General features: G+C 67.0%; 18 protein-coding genes. 4 read left to right on the top strand and 14 right to left on the bottom strand.

Annotated features, from left to right (window positions below):
* Window positions 1–22: 22 nt before the first annotated feature.
* From QFZ47_RS03775 to QFZ47_RS03755, 5 genes are all read right to left on the bottom strand, one after another.
* Entirely contained in the window at window positions 23–751 is a 729-nt protein-coding gene (locus QFZ47_RS03775) for a fimbrial biogenesis chaperone (protein WP_307654386.1), read from the bottom strand.
* Between the two features lie 22 nt (window positions 752–773).
* A complete protein-coding gene (locus QFZ47_RS03770; protein ID WP_307654385.1) occupies window positions 774–1,280 on the bottom strand; it encodes a Csu type fimbrial protein in 507 nt (168 codons plus the stop codon).
* 712 nt (window positions 1,281–1,992) lie between these two features.
* On the bottom strand, window positions 1,993–2,277 hold the full coding sequence (locus QFZ47_RS03765) for a hypothetical protein (RefSeq protein ID WP_307654384.1): 285 nt from the start codon (window positions 2,275–2,277) through the stop codon (window positions 1,993–1,995).
* The gene (locus QFZ47_RS03760; RefSeq protein ID WP_307658877.1) at window positions 2,274–2,708 is read right to left on the bottom strand and encodes a low molecular weight protein-tyrosine-phosphatase; all 435 of its coding nucleotides are present in this window, start codon (window positions 2,706–2,708) and stop codon (window positions 2,274–2,276) included. Before QFZ47_RS03760 ends, QFZ47_RS03765 begins: the two co-directional genes overlap by 4 nt.
* Window positions 2,709–2,771: 63 nt before the next feature.
* Window positions 2,772–3,413, bottom strand: coding sequence for an integrase core domain-containing protein (locus QFZ47_RS03755; RefSeq protein ID WP_307654383.1), 642 nt, complete (start codon window positions 3,411–3,413; stop codon window positions 2,772–2,774).
* Between the two features lie 107 nt (window positions 3,414–3,520).
* Between QFZ47_RS03755 and QFZ47_RS28860 the strand changes: the two genes are divergently transcribed.
* From QFZ47_RS28860 to QFZ47_RS03745, 3 genes are all read left to right on the top strand, one after another.
* Window positions 3,521–3,631, top strand: coding sequence for an ESPR-type extended signal peptide-containing protein (locus tag QFZ47_RS28860; protein WP_370880563.1), 111 nt, complete (start codon window positions 3,521–3,523; stop codon window positions 3,629–3,631).
* A 24-nt stretch (window positions 3,632–3,655) separates the two neighbouring features.
* A complete protein-coding gene (locus QFZ47_RS03750) occupies window positions 3,656–4,216 on the top strand; it encodes a hypothetical protein (RefSeq protein WP_307654382.1) in 561 nt (186 codons plus the stop codon).
* A 198-nt stretch (window positions 4,217–4,414) separates the two neighbouring features.
* Window positions 4,415–5,209 (top strand): phosphodiesterase, encoded by a 795-nt coding sequence (locus tag QFZ47_RS03745; RefSeq protein WP_307654381.1) that lies wholly within the window; start codon window positions 4,415–4,417, stop codon window positions 5,207–5,209.
* 23 nt (window positions 5,210–5,232) lie between these two features.
* Here the strand turns inward: QFZ47_RS03745 and QFZ47_RS03740 are convergent, their stop codons facing one another.
* Genes QFZ47_RS03740 through QFZ47_RS03720 form a run of 5 tightly spaced genes read right to left on the bottom strand, consistent with a single transcriptional unit; the run spans window position 5,233 to window position 11,363 of the window.
* On the bottom strand, window positions 5,233–6,597 hold the full coding sequence (locus QFZ47_RS03740) for a four-carbon acid sugar kinase family protein (protein ID WP_307654380.1): 1,365 nt from the start codon (window positions 6,595–6,597) through the stop codon (window positions 5,233–5,235).
* Complete coding sequence (locus QFZ47_RS03735; protein WP_307654379.1) at window positions 6,597–7,868, bottom strand: ribulose-bisphosphate carboxylase large subunit family protein; 1,272 nt, start codon at window positions 7,866–7,868, stop codon at window positions 6,597–6,599. The genes QFZ47_RS03740 and QFZ47_RS03735 overlap by 1 nt, the downstream gene beginning before the upstream one ends.
* Entirely contained in the window at window positions 7,865–8,404 is a 540-nt protein-coding gene (locus QFZ47_RS03730; protein ID WP_307654378.1) for a VOC family protein, read from the bottom strand. Before QFZ47_RS03730 ends, QFZ47_RS03735 begins: the two co-directional genes overlap by 4 nt.
* Window positions 8,405–8,441: 37 nt before the next feature.
* Window positions 8,442–10,337, bottom strand: a complete 1,896-nt coding sequence (locus tag QFZ47_RS03725) for a TRAP transporter large permease (RefSeq protein WP_307654377.1) — start codon at window positions 10,335–10,337, stop codon at window positions 8,442–8,444.
* 6 nt (window positions 10,338–10,343) lie between these two features.
* Window positions 10,344–11,363 (bottom strand): TRAP transporter substrate-binding protein, encoded by a 1,020-nt coding sequence (locus tag QFZ47_RS03720; RefSeq protein WP_307654376.1) that lies wholly within the window; start codon window positions 11,361–11,363, stop codon window positions 10,344–10,346.
* 124 nt (window positions 11,364–11,487) lie between these two features.
* Between QFZ47_RS03720 and QFZ47_RS03715 the strand changes: the two genes are divergently transcribed.
* Window positions 11,488–12,537 carry a LacI family DNA-binding transcriptional regulator gene (locus tag QFZ47_RS03715; RefSeq protein WP_307654375.1) on the top strand — a complete coding sequence of 350 codons (1,050 nt, stop codon included), beginning with the start codon at window positions 11,488–11,490 and terminating at the stop codon, window positions 12,535–12,537.
* 28 nt (window positions 12,538–12,565) lie between these two features.
* Here the strand turns inward: QFZ47_RS03715 and hpaI are convergent, their stop codons facing one another.
* From hpaI to QFZ47_RS03695, 4 genes are all read right to left on the bottom strand, one after another.
* A complete protein-coding gene (gene hpaI / locus QFZ47_RS03710; RefSeq protein WP_307654374.1) occupies window positions 12,566–13,369 on the bottom strand; it encodes a 4-hydroxy-2-oxoheptanedioate aldolase in 804 nt (267 codons plus the stop codon).
* 38 nt (window positions 13,370–13,407) lie between these two features.
* On the bottom strand, window positions 13,408–14,877 hold the full coding sequence (locus QFZ47_RS03705; RefSeq protein WP_307654373.1) for an NAD-dependent succinate-semialdehyde dehydrogenase: 1,470 nt from the start codon (window positions 14,875–14,877) through the stop codon (window positions 13,408–13,410).
* A 28-nt stretch (window positions 14,878–14,905) separates the two neighbouring features.
* Complete coding sequence (locus QFZ47_RS03700) at window positions 14,906–16,429, bottom strand: UxaA family hydrolase (RefSeq protein ID WP_307654372.1); 1,524 nt, start codon at window positions 16,427–16,429, stop codon at window positions 14,906–14,908.
* Window positions 16,429–16,926, bottom strand: a 498-nt coding sequence (locus tag QFZ47_RS03695; RefSeq protein ID WP_307654371.1) for a tripartite tricarboxylate transporter substrate-binding protein, incomplete at its 5' end; no start/stop codon positions are given. The genes QFZ47_RS03700 and QFZ47_RS03695, both read right to left, overlap by 1 nt.

Below are 16,926 nucleotides of genomic sequence, written 5' to 3'. Positions count from 1 at the left end.
AAGCAGCAGTGGCAGCAGGCGCTCAGCGGGCGCGTGGGAGCGGCGGGATTTTTTCCTGCGTCGCGTTGCCATTGATCTTCGTTTCCAGGATGCCGCCGAGGGCAAATGCCTCCGCGGGAGTCTTCAGTGGCCAGCGCATGCGCGCACCTGGCAAAACGTAGCCCAGCAGGCCGGCATGCACCGGCGTGCGGCGGCCCACCGTATCGACATATTCCACATCGGCAAGCTGCGCATGCATGCCGCCGCTGTTGGTCACTTCGAGCACCGTTTGGCCTTCCTCGCGGCGCAGCGACCATGCGAGCTGCGGCTCGGACGACTGCGCGCCCGCGGCTGCAATGAAGATCGGCACCGAATAGCGCAGCACCAGCTGCAGGCCCTTCTTGTCCTTCATCTCCACCGGCAGCTCGTCGATCACGACCCGGTACGAGCCTTCGACCGTGCCGGCCGGAACGCCCGTGCGAATCACGCGGATCAGCTGCCGGTCCGAGGCGGCCAGCTGCACCATCGGCGGACTGACCAGCAGTTCGCGCGAGGGCGTCAGCTTTTCTGCCCCGTTCTCCTGCGCCCAGTGGTAGACGCGCACCTGCGCGTGCACCACCGTGTCGCCCGTGTTGCTGAGCCAAAGGCCTTCGGCGTTTTGCGTGGCCTGCAGCGTCAGCGTGACCGGAGACACCTGCAGCCCGCTTGCCGATGCGACCGCCTGCACCAGGGCAAGCGCGAGAACAGCGGTATGGCGGAGCAGGCGGCGCATGGGCAATCGATCGATCAATCGATCAGTAGTTGACTTGGACCGTCACCGTGTCGGCGTAGGCGCCAGGCGTCACGTTGGCGCTGGCAACCGTGGCGTACACGGGAATCGTCTGCGCCGCGCCGGTGCCGGTGCCGGCCACGCCGTTGCCCACTGCGGTGGCCGTGGCCGTGCTGCCCCAGACGGCGCCCGTAGCGCTCACCGAACGAAGCTGGTAGGCGACAGTGTCCGAACCGCTCGCGGGGCTCATCACGCCGGCGCCGGTGGTGCTGTTGTTCGAGGGCAGCAGGCCAATGTTGTAGGGCGTGGTCTTGGAGCAGGTCACGCTGATGTTGCTGTTGCCGCTCAGGCTGGTGGCCGACGAATCGACCGTACCGAAATCGATCTTGGAGCCGGCGCCCGCCACAACCGAGCAGGCCTTGGCGACATTGATCAGAACCTGGAACGTGGCAGTGGCCGGGCCCGTGGCCGCCAGTACTGCGCTGGTGGTGACTGCAAGGGTCGCTGCAACGATGAGGGAGAGTTTTTTCATGATGACGCTGACGGGTTAGATGAGATGTTGAAAAGACAGGCGCTTGAACTCGCCCTCGGCTAAGTAACTAAATAGTTCTCAGAGTGTTATTATCGATACTTTTGTTTCCAAAAGTCAACTGACGCGCTTCAAACCGTCGTGCTTTGGTTGCACGCGCGGTACTTGCCCACGGGGGAGCCCGTCCACCAGGAACGAGCTGATAAATGGCTAGAAAGGCGGCCCCTACAGAGGGGCCGAGAACACCGGAACGCGGCGAATTCCTTCTGGCTGTACCACCCGCAAAGAGGCGGGTGTGCAGAAGCAATCGACAACAAGAACGGCAGTCGGTTTGGATTGCCGGTGCTCGTTACGCTGAATCAATGGCCACTTCCGACTTACAAAATGTAGCCGCAAGTACGTATTGTCACGAACAAGTGCTTGTATTTAATAAGTGGTTGTGCCAAATCCATCACGGATTTCCGTGGGGGCAGGGGCCCTCTGGCCCTTGAGCGTCCGTCGCGCGGGGCTTTCTGCCCTGACGCGCAGAAACAACAGTGAACCGGTGCTGCGAGGGTGACGGCGTCAGTCGTCAGACCGCGAAACCTGGAGCAGGCACATGACCAGGACACCCAGAAAGGCGCCAGCTACGAAGATTCCGGTGTCGATTGCGAAGGTGTACATGGATGTAAACAACAAATGCCCTCCCGAAGGGTCTTTTTGAGCATTGGATATGTCACACCTGACCGCCTGCTGATCGCTGATCTGCGTTCCCCGGTCGCAAGAAAAAAATGGGCACGCATTCACATTTTCGACAAAAGATGGGTAGCAAAAGGTAAGACACGTTAGATAGCTCTGAAAAGGTGATCCTGGTCACTTGTTGAATACGCCACTTGTGGTCGATCAGGATGTCGAAATATTCCGAGAGGTTGATCTCGTCATCGTTCGTCTTTGCAGCGGAGGACGCAGCAGGCTGGCCGGCCCGCGCCGCGTTGGAAGTAGTGGCAGCAGGAGTGTTCATTTGAATTGCCGAATGCGTTCGGCCCATGTCTTGACGCCGGCGTCAATGAGTTGAAGTGCGTGCTCGAAGGCTTCCTGGCCCATGCGGTAGGGGTCAGGGATATTCAGCTTGGCGGTTTCGGCAAGGCGAAAGACCCGGCCGCGCGTGAGCGGGTAGCTGTTTTCGATGTGGCGACGCTGCCCCTCGTCCATGGTGAGGATCAGGTCGGCCTGGACGCACATCGGCTGGGTGATCTGCCTCGCGCGGTGGGCACTCAGGTCGAGGCCGCGCGCGGCCATCAATTGCTGGGCGATGGAGTCCGCGGGGTGGCCTATCAACGCACCCGTGCCGGCCGACGACACGGTGATCTCTGGCAACGCATCGGCGAGCAGGACATGCGCCATCGGGCTTCGGCAGATGTTGCCGATGCAAACGACAAGAACGGATTTCAACGTGTCCGCCTTTCTGTGCAGAAATGGACAACGCATGCGCCTGGTGGGCGCGGGCGAGCGATGTTAGCTTGCATACGAACAGTCATGGTCGGCCAGCGTGTTGCCGTTCCAGGTTTCCATCGGCGTCAGCCCCTTGAGATTCTGGTGCACCCGCACATGGTTGTAGAACCAGGTGAACTCCTTGAGCGAGGTGCGCAAGGCTTGGACGGTGTGAGGTCGGATCGATCTGAGCAGCGACTTGAGCGTGCCGAACAGGCGCTCGATGCGCCCGTTGTCCCACGGGCAGCCCGGCCGGCTGCGCCGATGGCAAACGCCCAACGCCGCCAGCATCGTGCGCCAGAGCACGCTGGCAAACATCGACTCGTTGTCGGTGCGGATCACCGCCGGCACACCATAGCGCGCCATCGTCAGGAACAGATGGCCCAGCAGTGCCAGCGTGCATTTGCGCGGCAACTGCTTCAGGCACAGCAAGCGGCGCGAGCCGTGGTCGATGATGCCCAGCATGGCGAAGGTGAAGCCCTGCGCGTTGACCATGAAGCTCAGGTCCAGCGCCCAGGTGTGGCCGACCGCGAAGAAGCGGGGTGGGCGCCGGCGCATCGTGCGTCTGCGCTCGGCGATCTCCTGCGCATCCGCCTTGATGTGCTCGGCCACCCAACTGTGGTCCACGGTGGTGTGGTCGCCGTGCACATCGAGCAGCAAGAACATCACAGCTCATCCGCCGCAGATTCGGCGGGTTTAGCCTAGCGCTAAACATTTCACGCAATGTGCGGATGTATTGACGGTATTCCCACCGCAAGCAAAGCCGCCGTCCCGTGAACCGCCAAGCCCACCGCCTCGTCTTCAGCGCCAGCCGCGGCGCACTCGTGGCCGTGGGCGAGACGGCAAGAAGCGCAGGCAAGCGCTGCCCTTTTCCTCCCGCTTGATATCTCAGGACAACCTCAATTCAAATGAGTCACATCGCAATCCAGACCACTGTATCCATTGCCGCCTGCGTACTCTCGCTGGCCGCTACGTGTTTCGCATGGCAGCAAATCGAGATATCGCGCACGCATAACCGCCTGACAGTCAAGCCGATGCTGCAGTTGGTTCCCCAGCTCAAAGGGCCGGGAGGGCGCAATGGCCTGTATCTGACGAACACCGGGCTGGGTCCGGCCATCATCAAGGAATTCACCGTCGAATCGGGGCGTGGCGTATTTTCGGGATTGGGTCCTGATCGTTGGGCCGAGGCGCTGTCGGCGGCGCGCCTGAAGGCCGACTGTTTTGCGACAGGTTGGCCGCGAACCGAGACGCCCATCAAGGCGGGCGACGAGCTTTCCTTGCTGCGCCTGACCAGTGCCGAAAACAGCGCCCCATGTTTTGCCGAACTCGTCAAGCTGGTTGGCGGAGAGGGCGTCACAACCATCATCCGATACGAATCGGTGTACGACGAGCCGCAAGATTTGCGGTCGGGTTCCAAGGTTCCAACCCCCGCAATCAATGCGCTGTATCGCATGGTCATGCAGAAATGACGGGCTGCCGTCCGGCGGGTTGCAGCATGTTGGACGGCCGAAGTGATACACCATGTGAATCCCCATCGAGAGCGCGGGCCAGGGCCATCCGTCGACGGCATGAGACCGCTTGCTGGTACTCGAACAACTACGCCAACAGGCGTATGGCTGCACTCCTTCCGTGGAGACACCATGGCAGCCTGTTTTTCGAGGAGCCAAATGCTCATCGCCCAGCTGTCCGATCCGCACATTCGCGCCAAAGGCGAACTGTACCAAGGCGTTGTCGACTCCAACAGGATGTTTGCCGAGGCGCTCGCGCATCTGCACGCGCTCGACCGTCTCCCTGATCTGCTTGTGCTCACGGGCGACCTGGTCGACGAAGGCCGCGCCGAAGAATACGAGATGGCGCGCATGCTGCTTTCTGCCTCGCGCATTCCGTTTCTCGTCATTCCCGGCAACCATGACCATCGCGAGAGCTTTCGCGCTGCGTTCAGCGACCACGCCTACCTGCCCAAGGCGGGGCCGCTGCAGTGGTGCCTGGACGACCATGCGGTGCGCATCATCGGGCTGGACTCGTGCGTTACCGGAAAGCACCACGGCCACATCGACACCGAAGGCCTCGCGTGGCTTGCGCGCACGCTGGCAAAAGACACCGTCAAGCCCACGCTGCTGATGCTGCATCACCCGCCCTTCACGAGCGGCATTCCCTATGTGGATGCCTACCGCTGCATGGAGGCGCAGCAGCTCGAAGACGTGGTGCGGAGCGCGCCGAATGTCGAACTGGTGCTGTGCGGGCATGTGCACCGCACGATGCTGCGCCGCTGGGGTGGAACCGTGGTCTGTTCATGCCCGAGCACCACGACGGAGATCGCATTGCAGCTGCGCCCCGGTGCGCCGCCGCAATCCCATGTCGGGCCGCGCAGCTGCATGCTGCATCTGTGGGACGAGCGGCAGGGCGTGGTCAGCCACCTGAGCCATATCGGAGACTTTGCCGGTCCCTACGCGTTCGCCTGAACGCCTGCCTCTCGCTCTCTCTCTCACGAAAGCGGGCCGCTGCCCGCATCACCATGCACCAGGCGCTCGAACACATCGTCCGAGCCCATCTGGCCGCCCTTGAGCATGATCTCCATGCCGTCGAGCGCGGCGTCGTCGCTGTGCACGCGGCACAGCGAGGCGCCGGCGCCCATGTCGGCCACATAGGAGAGCCCCCACGCATCGAGCGCCTGCACGGCGTGGCTCGAAGTGTCGCCTCCGGCAATGCCGACGCGGTGCAGCGGCGCCATCGCCAGCACCTTGGCCAGCAGGTCGCCGCCGGCGCGGGAGAGGGACTGGGCATCGACGTTGTGGCCCTCGGTGGGCGTCTGCTCGGCGGGGCGGGTGCAGGCCAGCATGTGGCGGCCGCGGGCAAGGCCCTGCGCGATCTCGCGGGCATGGCGCTCCAGCGTGGCCGCGTCGCGTTGCGCGAGCCGTGGCGCATCGAGCCACACGGTGTCGAACGAGCGTGCCGCCGCCACCTGCCGCGCCGTCACGGGCGACAGGCTTCCGGCAAGCACGAGCACGGGGCCGCGCGCGGGAGTGACGTGGCGCGAGTCGGCCGGCGAATCGCTGCGCGTGCCGAGCGCGCTGGCCAGCGCATCGACCACGCTGCTCGGGCCCACGGCAAGCAGCGTGGCGCGCCGGGCCTCGGACCACAGCACATGGCCGATGGCCGCGAGCTGCGGGGCATCGGCCACGTCGAACAGCACGGCCTGGGCATCATCGGCATCGGCCACAGCGGAGGGCAGGCGCAGTGCGCGCTGCAGCGCCTCGCCGAGCGCATCCGGGCCCCGTGAGGCGGCCGTGAAAGGAATGGAGTGCATGCCGGCCAAGCCCTGCGCCGCCAGGTGCAGCCTCAGGTCCGCCTCGTGCATCGGCGTGACCGGGTGCCGGCTCATCGTCGGATGCCGGTCGATGCGAAACACCTCGCCGCCCGCGCCGGCCGCGGCGAACAGGTGGCCGAACAGGCAATGCCGGCCGATGTTGGGCTGGCCGCCGACGATCGCGGTCCAGGGTTGTTCGACGGCGCCGCGCAGCGCGCGCACGGCTGCGCCGATGGAGCCGATGTGCGGCGCGCTGTCGAAGGTCGAGCAGGTCTTGTAGTGCAGCACGCGCGCGCTGAGCGAGCGGAACAGCGCGGCGACCGGGGCCAGCTCGGCCTGCATGGCTTCGGGCGCCATGGCGCGGGCGGCGCCTGCAATGCCCAGCACGTCGAGCGGGCCGGCTTGCGCGAGCCGCGCGGCATCGGGCGTGTTCAGGAACAGCAGGGCCCGCAGGCCTGCGCGCGCGGCGGTGCCAAGGGTGTCGGTGGCGCCGGTGAAATCGTCGCCGTAGTAGACGATGGCCGGCACTTGAGCGGCCGGCATCACGGCCTGCCGAAGAAGGCCAGCGCGCGCGCCAGTTCGGGCGCGCCGCGGGCGGCTTCTTGCAGCGCGATGCCGGCGCGCGCGGCCGACCAGGCCTGGCGGATGCTCGTGACGCCGGCCGCTGCGCCATCGGGATGCGCGAGGATGCCACCGCCGGCCATGAAGAGCAGGTCGTCGATGCCGATGGCGGCCCAGGTGGCGGGCACGGTGCCGGCCCATTGGCCCGACGAGAAGGCCGGCATCACGCGGTCGTCGGCGGCATCGGTCAGCGGCGTGAAGCAGTCGCGCGCCGATTCGACGACTTCGCTGTCGGGCTGCGAGAACTTGCCCTGCAGGCCGTGCACGTGCATGTGGTCGACGCCGGCCAGCCGCCAGAGCGTTTGATAGGCCTGGAACGAAATGCCCAGCAGCGGATGGCGCGACAGCGCGCCGTAGCCGTTGCGGTGGCCGTGCAGCGCCAGGCCGGTGTGGCGGCGCAGGGTCTGCATGCCCGAATGGCCGCACCAGTTGAGGCTGGCCATCACGCACGATCCGCCTTCGCGCTCGACCAGGTCGGCATGCCGCTTCATCGCATCGGTTTCGTCGGTGATGTTGAAGGCCACCATCACGTGCTTGCCGGTGCGCTGCTGGTGTGCGCGCACCACGGCCATCACCGCGGGTACGCGCTCGGCGAGCGGCGCATGCGCGGGGTCGGCACACACCTCGTCGTCCTTGATGAAGTCGACGCCCGCGGCGCAGAGCCTGGCGACCAGCTCGGCGGTCTCGTTCGCGGACAGTCCCACGTTTGGCTTGATGATGGTGCCGACCAGCGCGCCGCTGGCCACGCCGGTGGCGCGCCGCGTGCCCGCGATGCCGATGCGCGGCATTTCGAATTGCGTGCGGTAGGCGGCAGGAAGCTGCAGCGATTCGAGCCGCAGGCCCGTCACTTCGCCCAGGTCGTAGAGGTTGCCTGACACCGTGGCCGCGAGCGTCGGCAGGTTGGCGCCGATGTTCGACATCGGAAAAGAGATGTCGACGTGCGCACGCCGCCACGGGCCGCGCGTGCCCTTGCGTTCGAGCAGCGCGTTGGGCAGGCTCGGTACTTCGGCAGGCACAAGCTCGGTGATCGCCTCGACGGTGGCGCGCGCGCGTTCGCGCAGCGCGTCGGTCTCGCCCCCCACGCGCGTGAAGGTGCCGCACGATTGTTCGCCGGCCATCACCTCGGCCACGGCGGCCGGGTCCAGCGGCGTCTCGATCAGGTAGCGCGCGCGGATGCGTTCAGTCACGGTCACAGCTTGCTCAGATCGGGAAAGGGCCGCACCGGCTCGCTGCCGTCCCAGCCTTCGGAGGCGTTGCGGATCAGGTCGAACATCTTGCCCTTGGGGCCCGCCACTTCGGACAGCTCGATGACCGTGCCCGGGTGGTACTCGGTGTCGAAGTAGATGAAGCGCCCGCGCTCGCCCACCTCGCCGCTCATCACAGGCTTGAAGCCCTGCGCGGTGAGGCGCGCGAGGTCGGCGTCGTAGTCGGCCGTCCAGTAGGCCACGTGCTGCAGCCCGGTGCGGCCGGCCTGCAGGAAGTCGCGGTACATCGAGGGCACGTCGTTGCGCGTCTGGATCAGCTCGACCTGCACATAGCCCGAGTTGGCCAACGCCACCGAGTTGTGAGGCTCGTGCGCCTGGCCGTTGTAGCGGTAGTTCTTGATCGGCACCTTGGGGTTGTAGAACCACGGGCCCACGCCCAGCGTGGTGCTCCAGTAGTCCATGGCGGCTTCGATGTCGTGCACGACATAGCCCAGCTGGCGGATCTCGCCGAGGAATCGACTCATTGCGGTTGGCTCCGTTGATGTGAGTGTGTTGTTGTGATCAGAACTTGAGAAAACCGGTCGAGAACCACGGGAACGCGGCCACGATCACCAGGCCCACCAGCATCGCGGCGATGTAGCCCCAGATGTGCCTGATGCCTTCGTCGGGGTTGACCTTGCTGACGGCGCAGGCGCCGTAGTAGCCCACGCCGAAGGGCGGCGCGAACAGGCCGATGCCCATCGCGAAGATCACGACCATGGCGTAGTGCACCTCGTGCACGCCCGCGGCCTTGGCAATGGGAAACAGCAACGGCCCGAACAGCACGATGGCCGGAATGCCCTCGAGCACGCTGCCCAGCACGATGAAGGCCACGATCGACACGGCCAGGAAGCCGTAGGCGCCGCCCGGCAGCGCGCCCATGACGCGTGCCAGGTCCTGCGAGAAGCCCGACTGCGTGAGGCCCCAGGCCATGGCCGTGGCGCAGCCGACAATGAAGATGATCGCGCCCGAGAGCGAGGCCGTGTCGACCAGCATCGGCTTGAGCCGTTTCCAGTCGAACTGCCGGTACACGAAGAGCCCGACGATGGCCGAGTAAACAATGCCGATGGTCGACACCTCGGTGGCCGTGGCCACGCCCTCGACCACGGCGGCGCGGATCACGAAGGGCAGCAGCACCGCGGGCAACGCAACCAGCAGCAGCTTGCCGACCTCGCGCCTGCTGTGGCGCTGCACGCCGCTCAGGTCTTCGCGCCGGTAACGCCACCACACCACCGCGCACAGCGCGGCGCCCAGCACCACGGCGGGCAGCAGCCCGCCGGTGAAGAGCGCCGCGATGGAAATGCCCGTGACCGAGCCGATGGTGATGAGCACGATCGACGGCGGAATGGTCTCGGTCTGCGCGCCGGTGGCCGACAGCAGCGCCACCAGGTCGCCGGGCTTGGCGCCGCGCTTGACCATCTCGGGGAACAGCACGGGCGCAATGGCCGCCATGTCGGCGATCTTGGAGCCCGAGATGCCCGACACCAGGTACATCGCTCCGATCAGCACATACGAGAGGCCGCCGCGCACGTGGCCCAGCAGGCTCGCAAGAAACTGGATCATGGCGCGCGCCATGCCCGTCATCTCGATCAGCGCGCCCAGGAAGATGAAGAGCGGCACCGCGAGCAGGATCAGGTGCGACATGCCTTCGTCCAGGCGCCCCACCATCACCAGCAGCGGCGTGCGCGTGGTGAGCGCCAGGTAGCCGAAGGTGGCCAGCGCGAACGAGAACGCGATGGGCACGCCCGAAAGCACCGTGGCCGCCACCACCACCACAAAGAAGATCACGAGGTTGAACTTGCCGAGCGTCGCGAACAGCGGCGCAGCCAGCCAGAAAGCCGCCACCAGCGCCGCCATGCCGAGCACCGCGACTGCGATCTGCCGCCCGGTGCACACGCGCAAAAGGCGCAGCAGCGCCATCGCCAGCATGATGCCGATGCCCGTTGGAATGGCCGCGGCGCGCCAGGCGTTGCTGATCTCCAGCGCGGGCGTGACGATGAACGACTCCTCGTGCGCGTAGTCGATCGACGGCCAGATGATCAGCACCAGGAACGCGACCGAAGCCGCGATGGCAAAGGCGTCGAGCATCGCCCGCGTGTGCGGCTGCACCTTCTGCAGCAGCGCCGTCATGCGCATGTGCTCGCCGCGCCGCAACGCCACCACCGCGCCGAGCATCGAGAGCCACAGGAACAGGATCGACGCGAGCTCGTCCGACCACACCAGCGGCGCATGGAACACATAGCGCGACACCACGCCCGCGAACAGCACGCAGATCTCGGCCAGCACCAGCAGCGCGGCCACGGCCTCGACCGCGCCGCCCAGCACGCGGTCGGCGCGCCCGGCCATGCCGCTCAGCGCGTTGGCGGACGGGCCGGCGCCCACGAAAGGCGCGGCCTCGAAAGTGGATTCATGCACCATGGGCGGTCAGGCCAGCTTGCCGACGGCGCCTTCGAGCAGCGCCCACGCCTCGGGGCCGAAGCGGCCCTTCCACTCGCCATAAAAGCCCGACTCGCGCAGCTTGGCGCGAAAGCTCTCGGCCACCGGGCGGTTGATGCTGAGGCCCTTGGCCTGCAGGTCGCCGACGACCGATTCGTTGAGCTTCTTGATGTCTTCGCGCTGCTGCATGCCGGCGTCGTTGATGGCACGCGAGACGATGGTCTTGAGGTCGTCGGGCAACGCCTCCCAGGCGCGGCCGTTGGCAATGAACCAGTAGCCGTCCCAGATGTGGTTGGTGAGCGAGCAGAACTTCTGCACCTCGAACAGCTTGGCCACCTGGATGATCGGCAGCGGGTTCTCCTGCGCATCGACGATCTTCGTCTGCAGCGCGGAATACACCTCGCTGAACTGCAGGCTCGCGGGCGCGGCGCCCAGGCCCTTGAACATCGAAATCGACAGCGGGCTCACGGGCACGCGGATCTTCAGGCCGTCCATGTCCTTGGCGTTGGTGACCGCGGCCTTGCTGCTGGTGGTCTGGCGAAAGCCGTTGTCCCACATCTTCTCGAAGGCATGGAGGCGCGACTTGGCGATGGCGCCGCGCACGTGCGCGCCGAGCTGGCCGTCCATGGCGCCCCACACCTGGCCGTAGTCGTTGAACGCGAAGCCCACGGCGTTGATGGCGGCCACCGGCACCAGCGTGGCAATCACCAGCGCGGACGGCGTGAAGAACTCGATGCCGCCCGAGCGCACCTGCGCCAGCATGTCGGTGTCGCCGCCGAGCTGGTTGTTGGGGAAGATCTTGATCTCGACCCGGCCCTTGCTTTCCTTGGCAATGCGGTCGGCCGCCTCCTGCGCGCGGATGTTCAGCGGATGGCTGAGCGGCAGGTTGTTGCCGTACTTGTACGAGAACTCGGCCGCGCGGGCGATGCGCGGCAGGGCGCTCACGATGCCGGCGGCGGGGAGGGCGGAAAGCGTGCGCAAGGCACTGCGGCGGGTCAGCGATGTCATGTCTTTGTCTCCAGGATCTTCGGAATGCGGTTGATGCAATCTGATGCACCATTGGATGAGAGCCACAGGGAAGATAAAAGGATGCATCATCCGGGTCAAACTCGAACTTGATGGTTTTTGATGTATGCGGGATAACCCTTCAACCGATGCGCGGCGCGCGCGCGTGGTCGACATCGCGCGTGCGGCGCAGGTCTCGACCGCCACCGTCGACCGCGTGCTCAACCGCCGCCCCGGCGTGCGCGACGCCACGGTGCAGCGCGTGCTCAAGGCTGCGGGCGAGCTCGACTACCTGCCTGGCCCGGAGCTCTATGCCGCGCTCACGCCGCCGCCCCTCAGGCTGGTGTTTTTGCTGCCGGCCGGCACCAACCGCTTCATCCGCATGCTGGGCGACATGGTCGGCTATTCGCAGGAGCACTGGGCGCCGTTCAACGTGCAGTGCCGCACGGTGTTCATCGAGAGCTTCAACCCGCACGAACTGGCCGACGCGCTGCGCCGCCATGGCCAGCGCTGCGACGGCATCGCGATGATGGCGCTGGAGCACCCCGCGGTGCGCGAGGCGGTGGCCGCGCTGGCGGCGCGCGGGCTGCCGGTGGTCACGCTGATCTCGGACCTGTCGAACTCCGAGCGCGCGGCCTTCGTGGGGCTGGACAACCGCGCGGCCGGCCGCACCGCGGGCTACCTCATCGGCCGTTTCATCGGCGCGCGCGCCGCGAAGGTCGCGCTCATCGCGGGCAGCTTGAGCTACAAGGCGCACGAGGAGCGCGAGGCCGGCTTCCTGCACGTGATCGACGAGATGTTTCCGCGGCTCGAAGTGGTGGGCCTGCGCGAAGGCCAGGACGATGCCGGCAAGAACTACCGGCAGACGCGCGCGCTGCTGGAGCAGTACCCCGACATGGGCGGCATCTACAACATCGGTGGCGCATCCGACGGCGTGGCGCGGGCGCTGAAGGAAGCGGGGCGCGAGCAGAAGGTGGTGTTCATCGGGCACGGACTCACGCCTGACACGCGCACGCTGCTGATCGATGGCAGCATGGATGCGGTGATCACGCAGAGCCCGCACACCACGCTGATGAACTGCGTGCGCATCTTCGCCAATCTGCGCGACAAGCGCGAAGCGCTCAGCGGCGTGGAAACCACGCGCAGCCAGGTGATCTTTCGCGAGAACCTTCCTTAGGTTTGTCTCCTCGCGCCGAGGCCGTCGTTCAGTAGGCCGCGCGCGAGGCCGGCTCGGCGGCAGGCGGCGCGCCGCTGAAGTCGGCCGCGAGCTTGCGGGCCGCGCCCGCGAACAGCAGCACGTCGACACCCACCGCGACGAAGCTGCAGCCCAGCTCCAGGTAGCGCCGCGCCAGCTTCGGGTCGGAGGTCAGCGTGCCTGCGGCCTTGCCCGAAGCCACGATGGTGCGCATGGCGGTTTCGATCGCGGCCTGCACCTCCGGATGCCCGGGCTTGCCGCGGTGGCCCATCGACGCGGCAAGGTCGGCGGGGCCGATGAAGACGCCGTCGATGCCGTCCACATCGCAGATCTGCGCCAGGTTGGAGAGCGCCGCCACGGTTTCCGCTTGCACCAGCAGGCAGACTTCCGCGTCGGCGATGTCGAGGTAGTCGGTGCGCGCGCTCCACTGCGAGGCGCGGCCCACGGCACTGCCGACGCCGCGGATGCCCAGCGGCGGATAGCGCGTGGCCGACACCAGCGCGCGCGCCTGTTCGGCCGTGTCGACCATGGGCACCAGCAGGTTCTTTGCGCCGATGTCGAGCAGCTGCTTGATGAGGGCCGTGTCGCCCTGCACCGCGCGCACCACCGGTTGCGCGGCGTGGGGCGCCACGGCCTGCAGCGCGGCCAGCGTCGAGCGCAGGTCGTTGGGCGCGTGCTCGCCGTCGATCAGCAGCCAGTCGAAGCCGGCGGTGGCGCTCACCTCGGCCAGGTACGGGTCGGCCATCGAGAGCCAGAGGCCGATCTGCGGCCGCTGCGCGGCCAGTGCTGTCTTGAAGGTGTTGTGGGCGGGCATGGGTCTCTTGCGTTGTTGGTGTTGCGTGTGCGCGCGGCTCAGTCCAGCTGGCCCTGGCAAACGTACTTGGTGTGCAGGTAGTCGTCCAGCCCATGCACCGAACCTTCGCGGCCATAGCCCGAATCCTTCACGCCGCCGAAGGGCGCGGCCTCCGCGGCCAGCGCGCCTTCGTTGATGCCGACGATGCCGGCTTCCAATGCGTCCGCCACGCGCCAGATGCGGCGCACGTCGCGCGAGTAGAAGTACGCGGCCAGGCCGAAAGGCGTGTCGTTGGCTTGGGCGACCACCTCGGCTTCTTCGGCGAAGCGGGTCAGTGGAACGACGGGGCCGAAGGTCTCTTCGCAGGCGCAGGCCATGGTGGCGTCGGCGTTCACCAGCACGGTGGGCGCGAAGTAGTTCGGCCCGAGCGCGGGCAGCCGCGTGCCGCCGGCCAGCACGCGCGCGCCGCGCGCCACGGCGTCCTGCACATGGCGCTCTATCTTTTCGATGGCGCGCGCATTGATCATCGGGCCGATCTGCGAGGCGGGGTCGCTGGCCGGGCCCACTTGCAATGCCGCCACGCGCGCGGCGAGCAGCTCGGCAAACTCGTCATGCACGGCCTCGTGCACGAACACGCGGTTGGGGCACACGCAGGTCTGGCCGCCGTTGCGGAACTTGGCGGCCATCAGGCCATCGACCGCGGCGTGCAGGTCGGCATCCTCGAACACGATGAAGGGCGCATTGCCGCCCAGTTCGAGCGACAGCTTCTTGAGCGTGTCGGCCGAGCGGCGCGCCAGGTGCTTGCCGACCGGCGTCGATCCGGTGAAGGTGATCTTGCGCACCCGGGCATCGTCCAGCCACGCGTCGACCACCTCGGGCGTGCGCTCGCGCGAGGCCGTCACGATGTTGAGCACGCCTGCGGGCACGCCGGCTTGCGCGGCCAGCGCCACCAGCGCGAGCGAGGTGAGCGGCGTGTCCTCGGCCGGCTTGCAGACCACGGTGCAGCCCGCGGCAAGCGCCGGCGCGATCTTGCGCGCGATCATCGCGGCCGGAAAATTCCACGGCGTGATGGCGGCAACCACGCCCACCGGTTCCTTGATGGCGAACATGCGCCGGCCGGGAACGGGCGCGGGAATCACGTCGCCGTTGGCGCGCGTGGCCTCTTCGGCAAACCACTCGATGTAGCTGGCCGCATACGCGACCTCGCCGATGCCTTCGGCCAGCGGCTTGCCCTGTTCGCGCGAGATGAGGCGGCCCAGGTCGTCCTGATGCGCGAGCACCAAGTCGTTCCAGCGCTTGAGGATCTGTGCGCGCTGCTTGGCCGGCGTGCGGCGCCAGGCGGGGAAGGCGGCATGCGCGGCATCGGCGGCGGCACGCGCGGCATCGGCGCCCGAATCGGGCACCTGTGCAATGAGCGCGCCGGTGGCGGGGTCGGTCACGTCCAGCGTACGGCCGGCGGCGCCGCACCATTCGCCGGCGATGAAGTTGGCGGTGCGCTGCAGGTCGGGGCGGGTGAGGGTCAGGGGCATGTCTTTTGGCGTCGGAAGAGGGAGAAAGTCAACTCACGATGCCCAGGTGCCATGGCACGAACTCGTGGTCGCCCAGGCCCAACGCTTCGCTGCGCGTGCGCTCGCCGGAGGCATGGCGCAGGATCTGCTCGAAGATCTGCTGGCCGAGCTCGGGCACCGAGAGTTCGCCGTCGATCACCACGCCGCAGTTGATGTCCATGTCCTCTTCAAGACGCTTGAACATCGGCGTGTTGCTGGCCAGCTTGATGGTCGGCGCCGGCTTGCTGCCGAACATCGAGCCGCGCCCGGTGGTGAAGCAGATCAGCTGCGCGCCGCTCGCGATCTGCCCGGTCACGGCCACCGGGTCGTAGCCCGGCGAATCCATGAAGACGAAGCCGGCCTGGTCGATCGGCTCCGCATATTCGTACACGGCCTGCAGCGGCGTGGTGCCGCCCTTCATGGCCGAGCCCAGCGATTTCTCGAAGATGTTGGCCAGCCCGCCGGCCTGGTTGCCGTGCCCCACGACCCCGTTGAACTGCGCGTTCTGGCCCGCGGCATAGCGCTCCCACCAGGCCAGCCGGTCGAGCAGCTTCTGGCCGACCTCGGGCGTGGCGGCGCGCCGCGTGAGCATGAATTCGACGCCGTGGATCTCGGGTGTCTCGGAAAGAATGGCCGTGCCGCCATGGCGCACCAGCACGTCCATGGCCGCGCCCAGTGCCGGGTTGGCCGTGATGCCCGAGAAGCCGTCGGAGCCGCCGCACTCCAGCCCGATCTTCAGGTGGTTGGCGCCCACGCGGGTGCGCTGCGCGGCATTGGCCTCGGGCAGCATCTCTTCCACGGCGCGAATGCCGGCCTCGATAGTCTGGCGCGTGCCGCCCACCTCCTGCATCACCATCGTGCGCATGAGGCGGCCCTGCTGCAGGCCCTGGGAATCGACCAGCGCATCGACCTGGTTGCGCTCGCAGCCCAGGCCCACGATCAGCACGCCGGCCAGGTTGGGATGGCGCGCATAGCCCGCGAGCGTGCGGCGCAGCACGTCGAAATGCTCGCTCGGCGAAGACATGCCGCAGCCGCTGGTCTGCGCGAAGGCGGCCACGCCGTCCACGTTGGGAAAGGCCGCGAGGCGCTCGGGCGTGAAGTGCGCCGCGATGCGCTTGATGACGGTGGCCGAGCAGTTGACCGACGACAGAATGCCGATGAAGTTGCGCGTGCCCACGCGGCCGTCGGCCCGCACAAAGCCCATGAAGGTGGCGCGCTCGGCCTCGGGCACGTAGGCCACCGGACGCACGTCCTGGCAGAAGGCCGGGTCGCGGTAGGAATCCACCAGCGTCAGGTTGTGGCTGTGCACATAGTCGCCCGCCTCGAGGTCGCGCGAGGCCACGCCAATGACGGTGTCGTACTTCTTCACCTGCTCGCCGGCCGCGATGGCGCGCGACGCGATCTTGTGCCCCGCGGGAATCTGCGCGCGGGCGCGCACACCGAACTCGGCAATCGTCTCGCCCAGGGCGATGGGGGTCTTTGCAACCAGCACGTTGTCATGCGGGTGCAGGCGAAGTAGGGGGCTGTCGTTCATCAACCCTTCTCCATCAGTTCCTTGAGGTTGAGCTTGCGGATCAGTTCGGTCTCCTGCTTGTAGACGGCTTCGACGTACTTGCGGTAGTCGGGGCCGTCCTGGTACATGACCGGCGCATCGATGCTGTCGGCCACCTTCTTGAATTCTTCGCTGTTGACGGCCACGCGGAACGCATCGCGCAGCTTCTTTTCCACCGCGGCCGGCAGCCCGCGCGGCGCGCCGATGCCGTTGGGCGCTTCCACCACCACGTCGTAGCCCAGTTCCTTGAGCGTGGGCGTGTCCTTGAAGCGCGGCGTGCGCGCCTCGCCCCAGGTGGCGAGCAGGCGCAGCTTGCCGCTTTCGACGTGCGGCGCCCAGGAGCTGCTGTCGGCCAGCATGTCGACCTGTTCACCCAGCACGTCCTGCAGCGCGGCCGAACCGCCCTTGTAGGCAATGGCGTTGAACTTGACGCCGGCCGCCTGCGCGAATTGCTCCATGCCCACGTGGGTGGCGCCACC

It is taken from the genome of Variovorax paradoxus, assembly GCF_030815975.1.
GTDB lineage: Bacteria > Pseudomonadota > Gammaproteobacteria > Burkholderiales > Burkholderiaceae_C > Variovorax > Variovorax paradoxus_N.
Note: the sequence above shows the minus strand (reverse complement) of the source record. Positions and strands in the feature narration are given on the sequence as shown.

Coding starts and splice junctions, on each gene's coding strand:
- QFZ47_RS03700 (WP_307654372.1), bottom strand. CDS start 16,429: ATGAACGACAGCCCCCTACTTCGCCTGCACCCGCATGACAACGTGCTG.
- QFZ47_RS03750 (WP_307654382.1), top strand. CDS start 3,656: ATGAGTCACATCGCAATCCAGACCACTGTATCCATTGCCGCCTGCGTA.
- QFZ47_RS03730 (WP_307654378.1), bottom strand. CDS start 8,404: ATGAGTCGATTCCTCGGCGAGATCCGCCAGCTGGGCTATGTCGTGCAC.
- QFZ47_RS03770 (WP_307654385.1), bottom strand. CDS start 1,280: ATGAAAAAACTCTCCCTCATCGTTGCAGCGACCCTTGCAGTCACCACC.
- QFZ47_RS03705 (WP_307654373.1), bottom strand. CDS start 14,877: ATGCCCCTGACCCTCACCCGCCCCGACCTGCAGCGCACCGCCAACTTC.
- QFZ47_RS03765 (WP_307654384.1), bottom strand. CDS start 2,277: ATGAACACTCCTGCTGCCACTACTTCCAACGCGGCGCGGGCCGGCCAG.
- QFZ47_RS03725 (WP_307654377.1), bottom strand. CDS start 10,337: ATGGTGCATGAATCCACTTTCGAGGCCGCGCCTTTCGTGGGCGCCGGC.
- QFZ47_RS03720 (WP_307654376.1), bottom strand. CDS start 11,363: ATGACATCGCTGACCCGCCGCAGTGCCTTGCGCACGCTTTCCGCCCTC.
- QFZ47_RS03740 (WP_307654380.1), bottom strand. CDS start 6,597: ATGCCGGCCGCTCAAGTGCCGGCCATCGTCTACTACGGCGACGATTTC.
- QFZ47_RS03775 (WP_307654386.1), bottom strand. CDS start 751: ATGCGCCGCCTGCTCCGCCATACCGCTGTTCTCGCGCTTGCCCTGGTG.
- QFZ47_RS03745 (WP_307654381.1), top strand. CDS start 4,415: ATGCTCATCGCCCAGCTGTCCGATCCGCACATTCGCGCCAAAGGCGAA.
- hpaI (WP_307654374.1), bottom strand. CDS start 13,369: ATGCCCGCCCACAACACCTTCAAGACAGCACTGGCCGCGCAGCGGCCG.
- QFZ47_RS03755 (WP_307654383.1), bottom strand. CDS start 3,413: ATGTTCTTGCTGCTCGATGTGCACGGCGACCACACCACCGTGGACCAC.
- QFZ47_RS03715 (WP_307654375.1), top strand. CDS start 11,488: ATGCGGGATAACCCTTCAACCGATGCGCGGCGCGCGCGCGTGGTCGAC.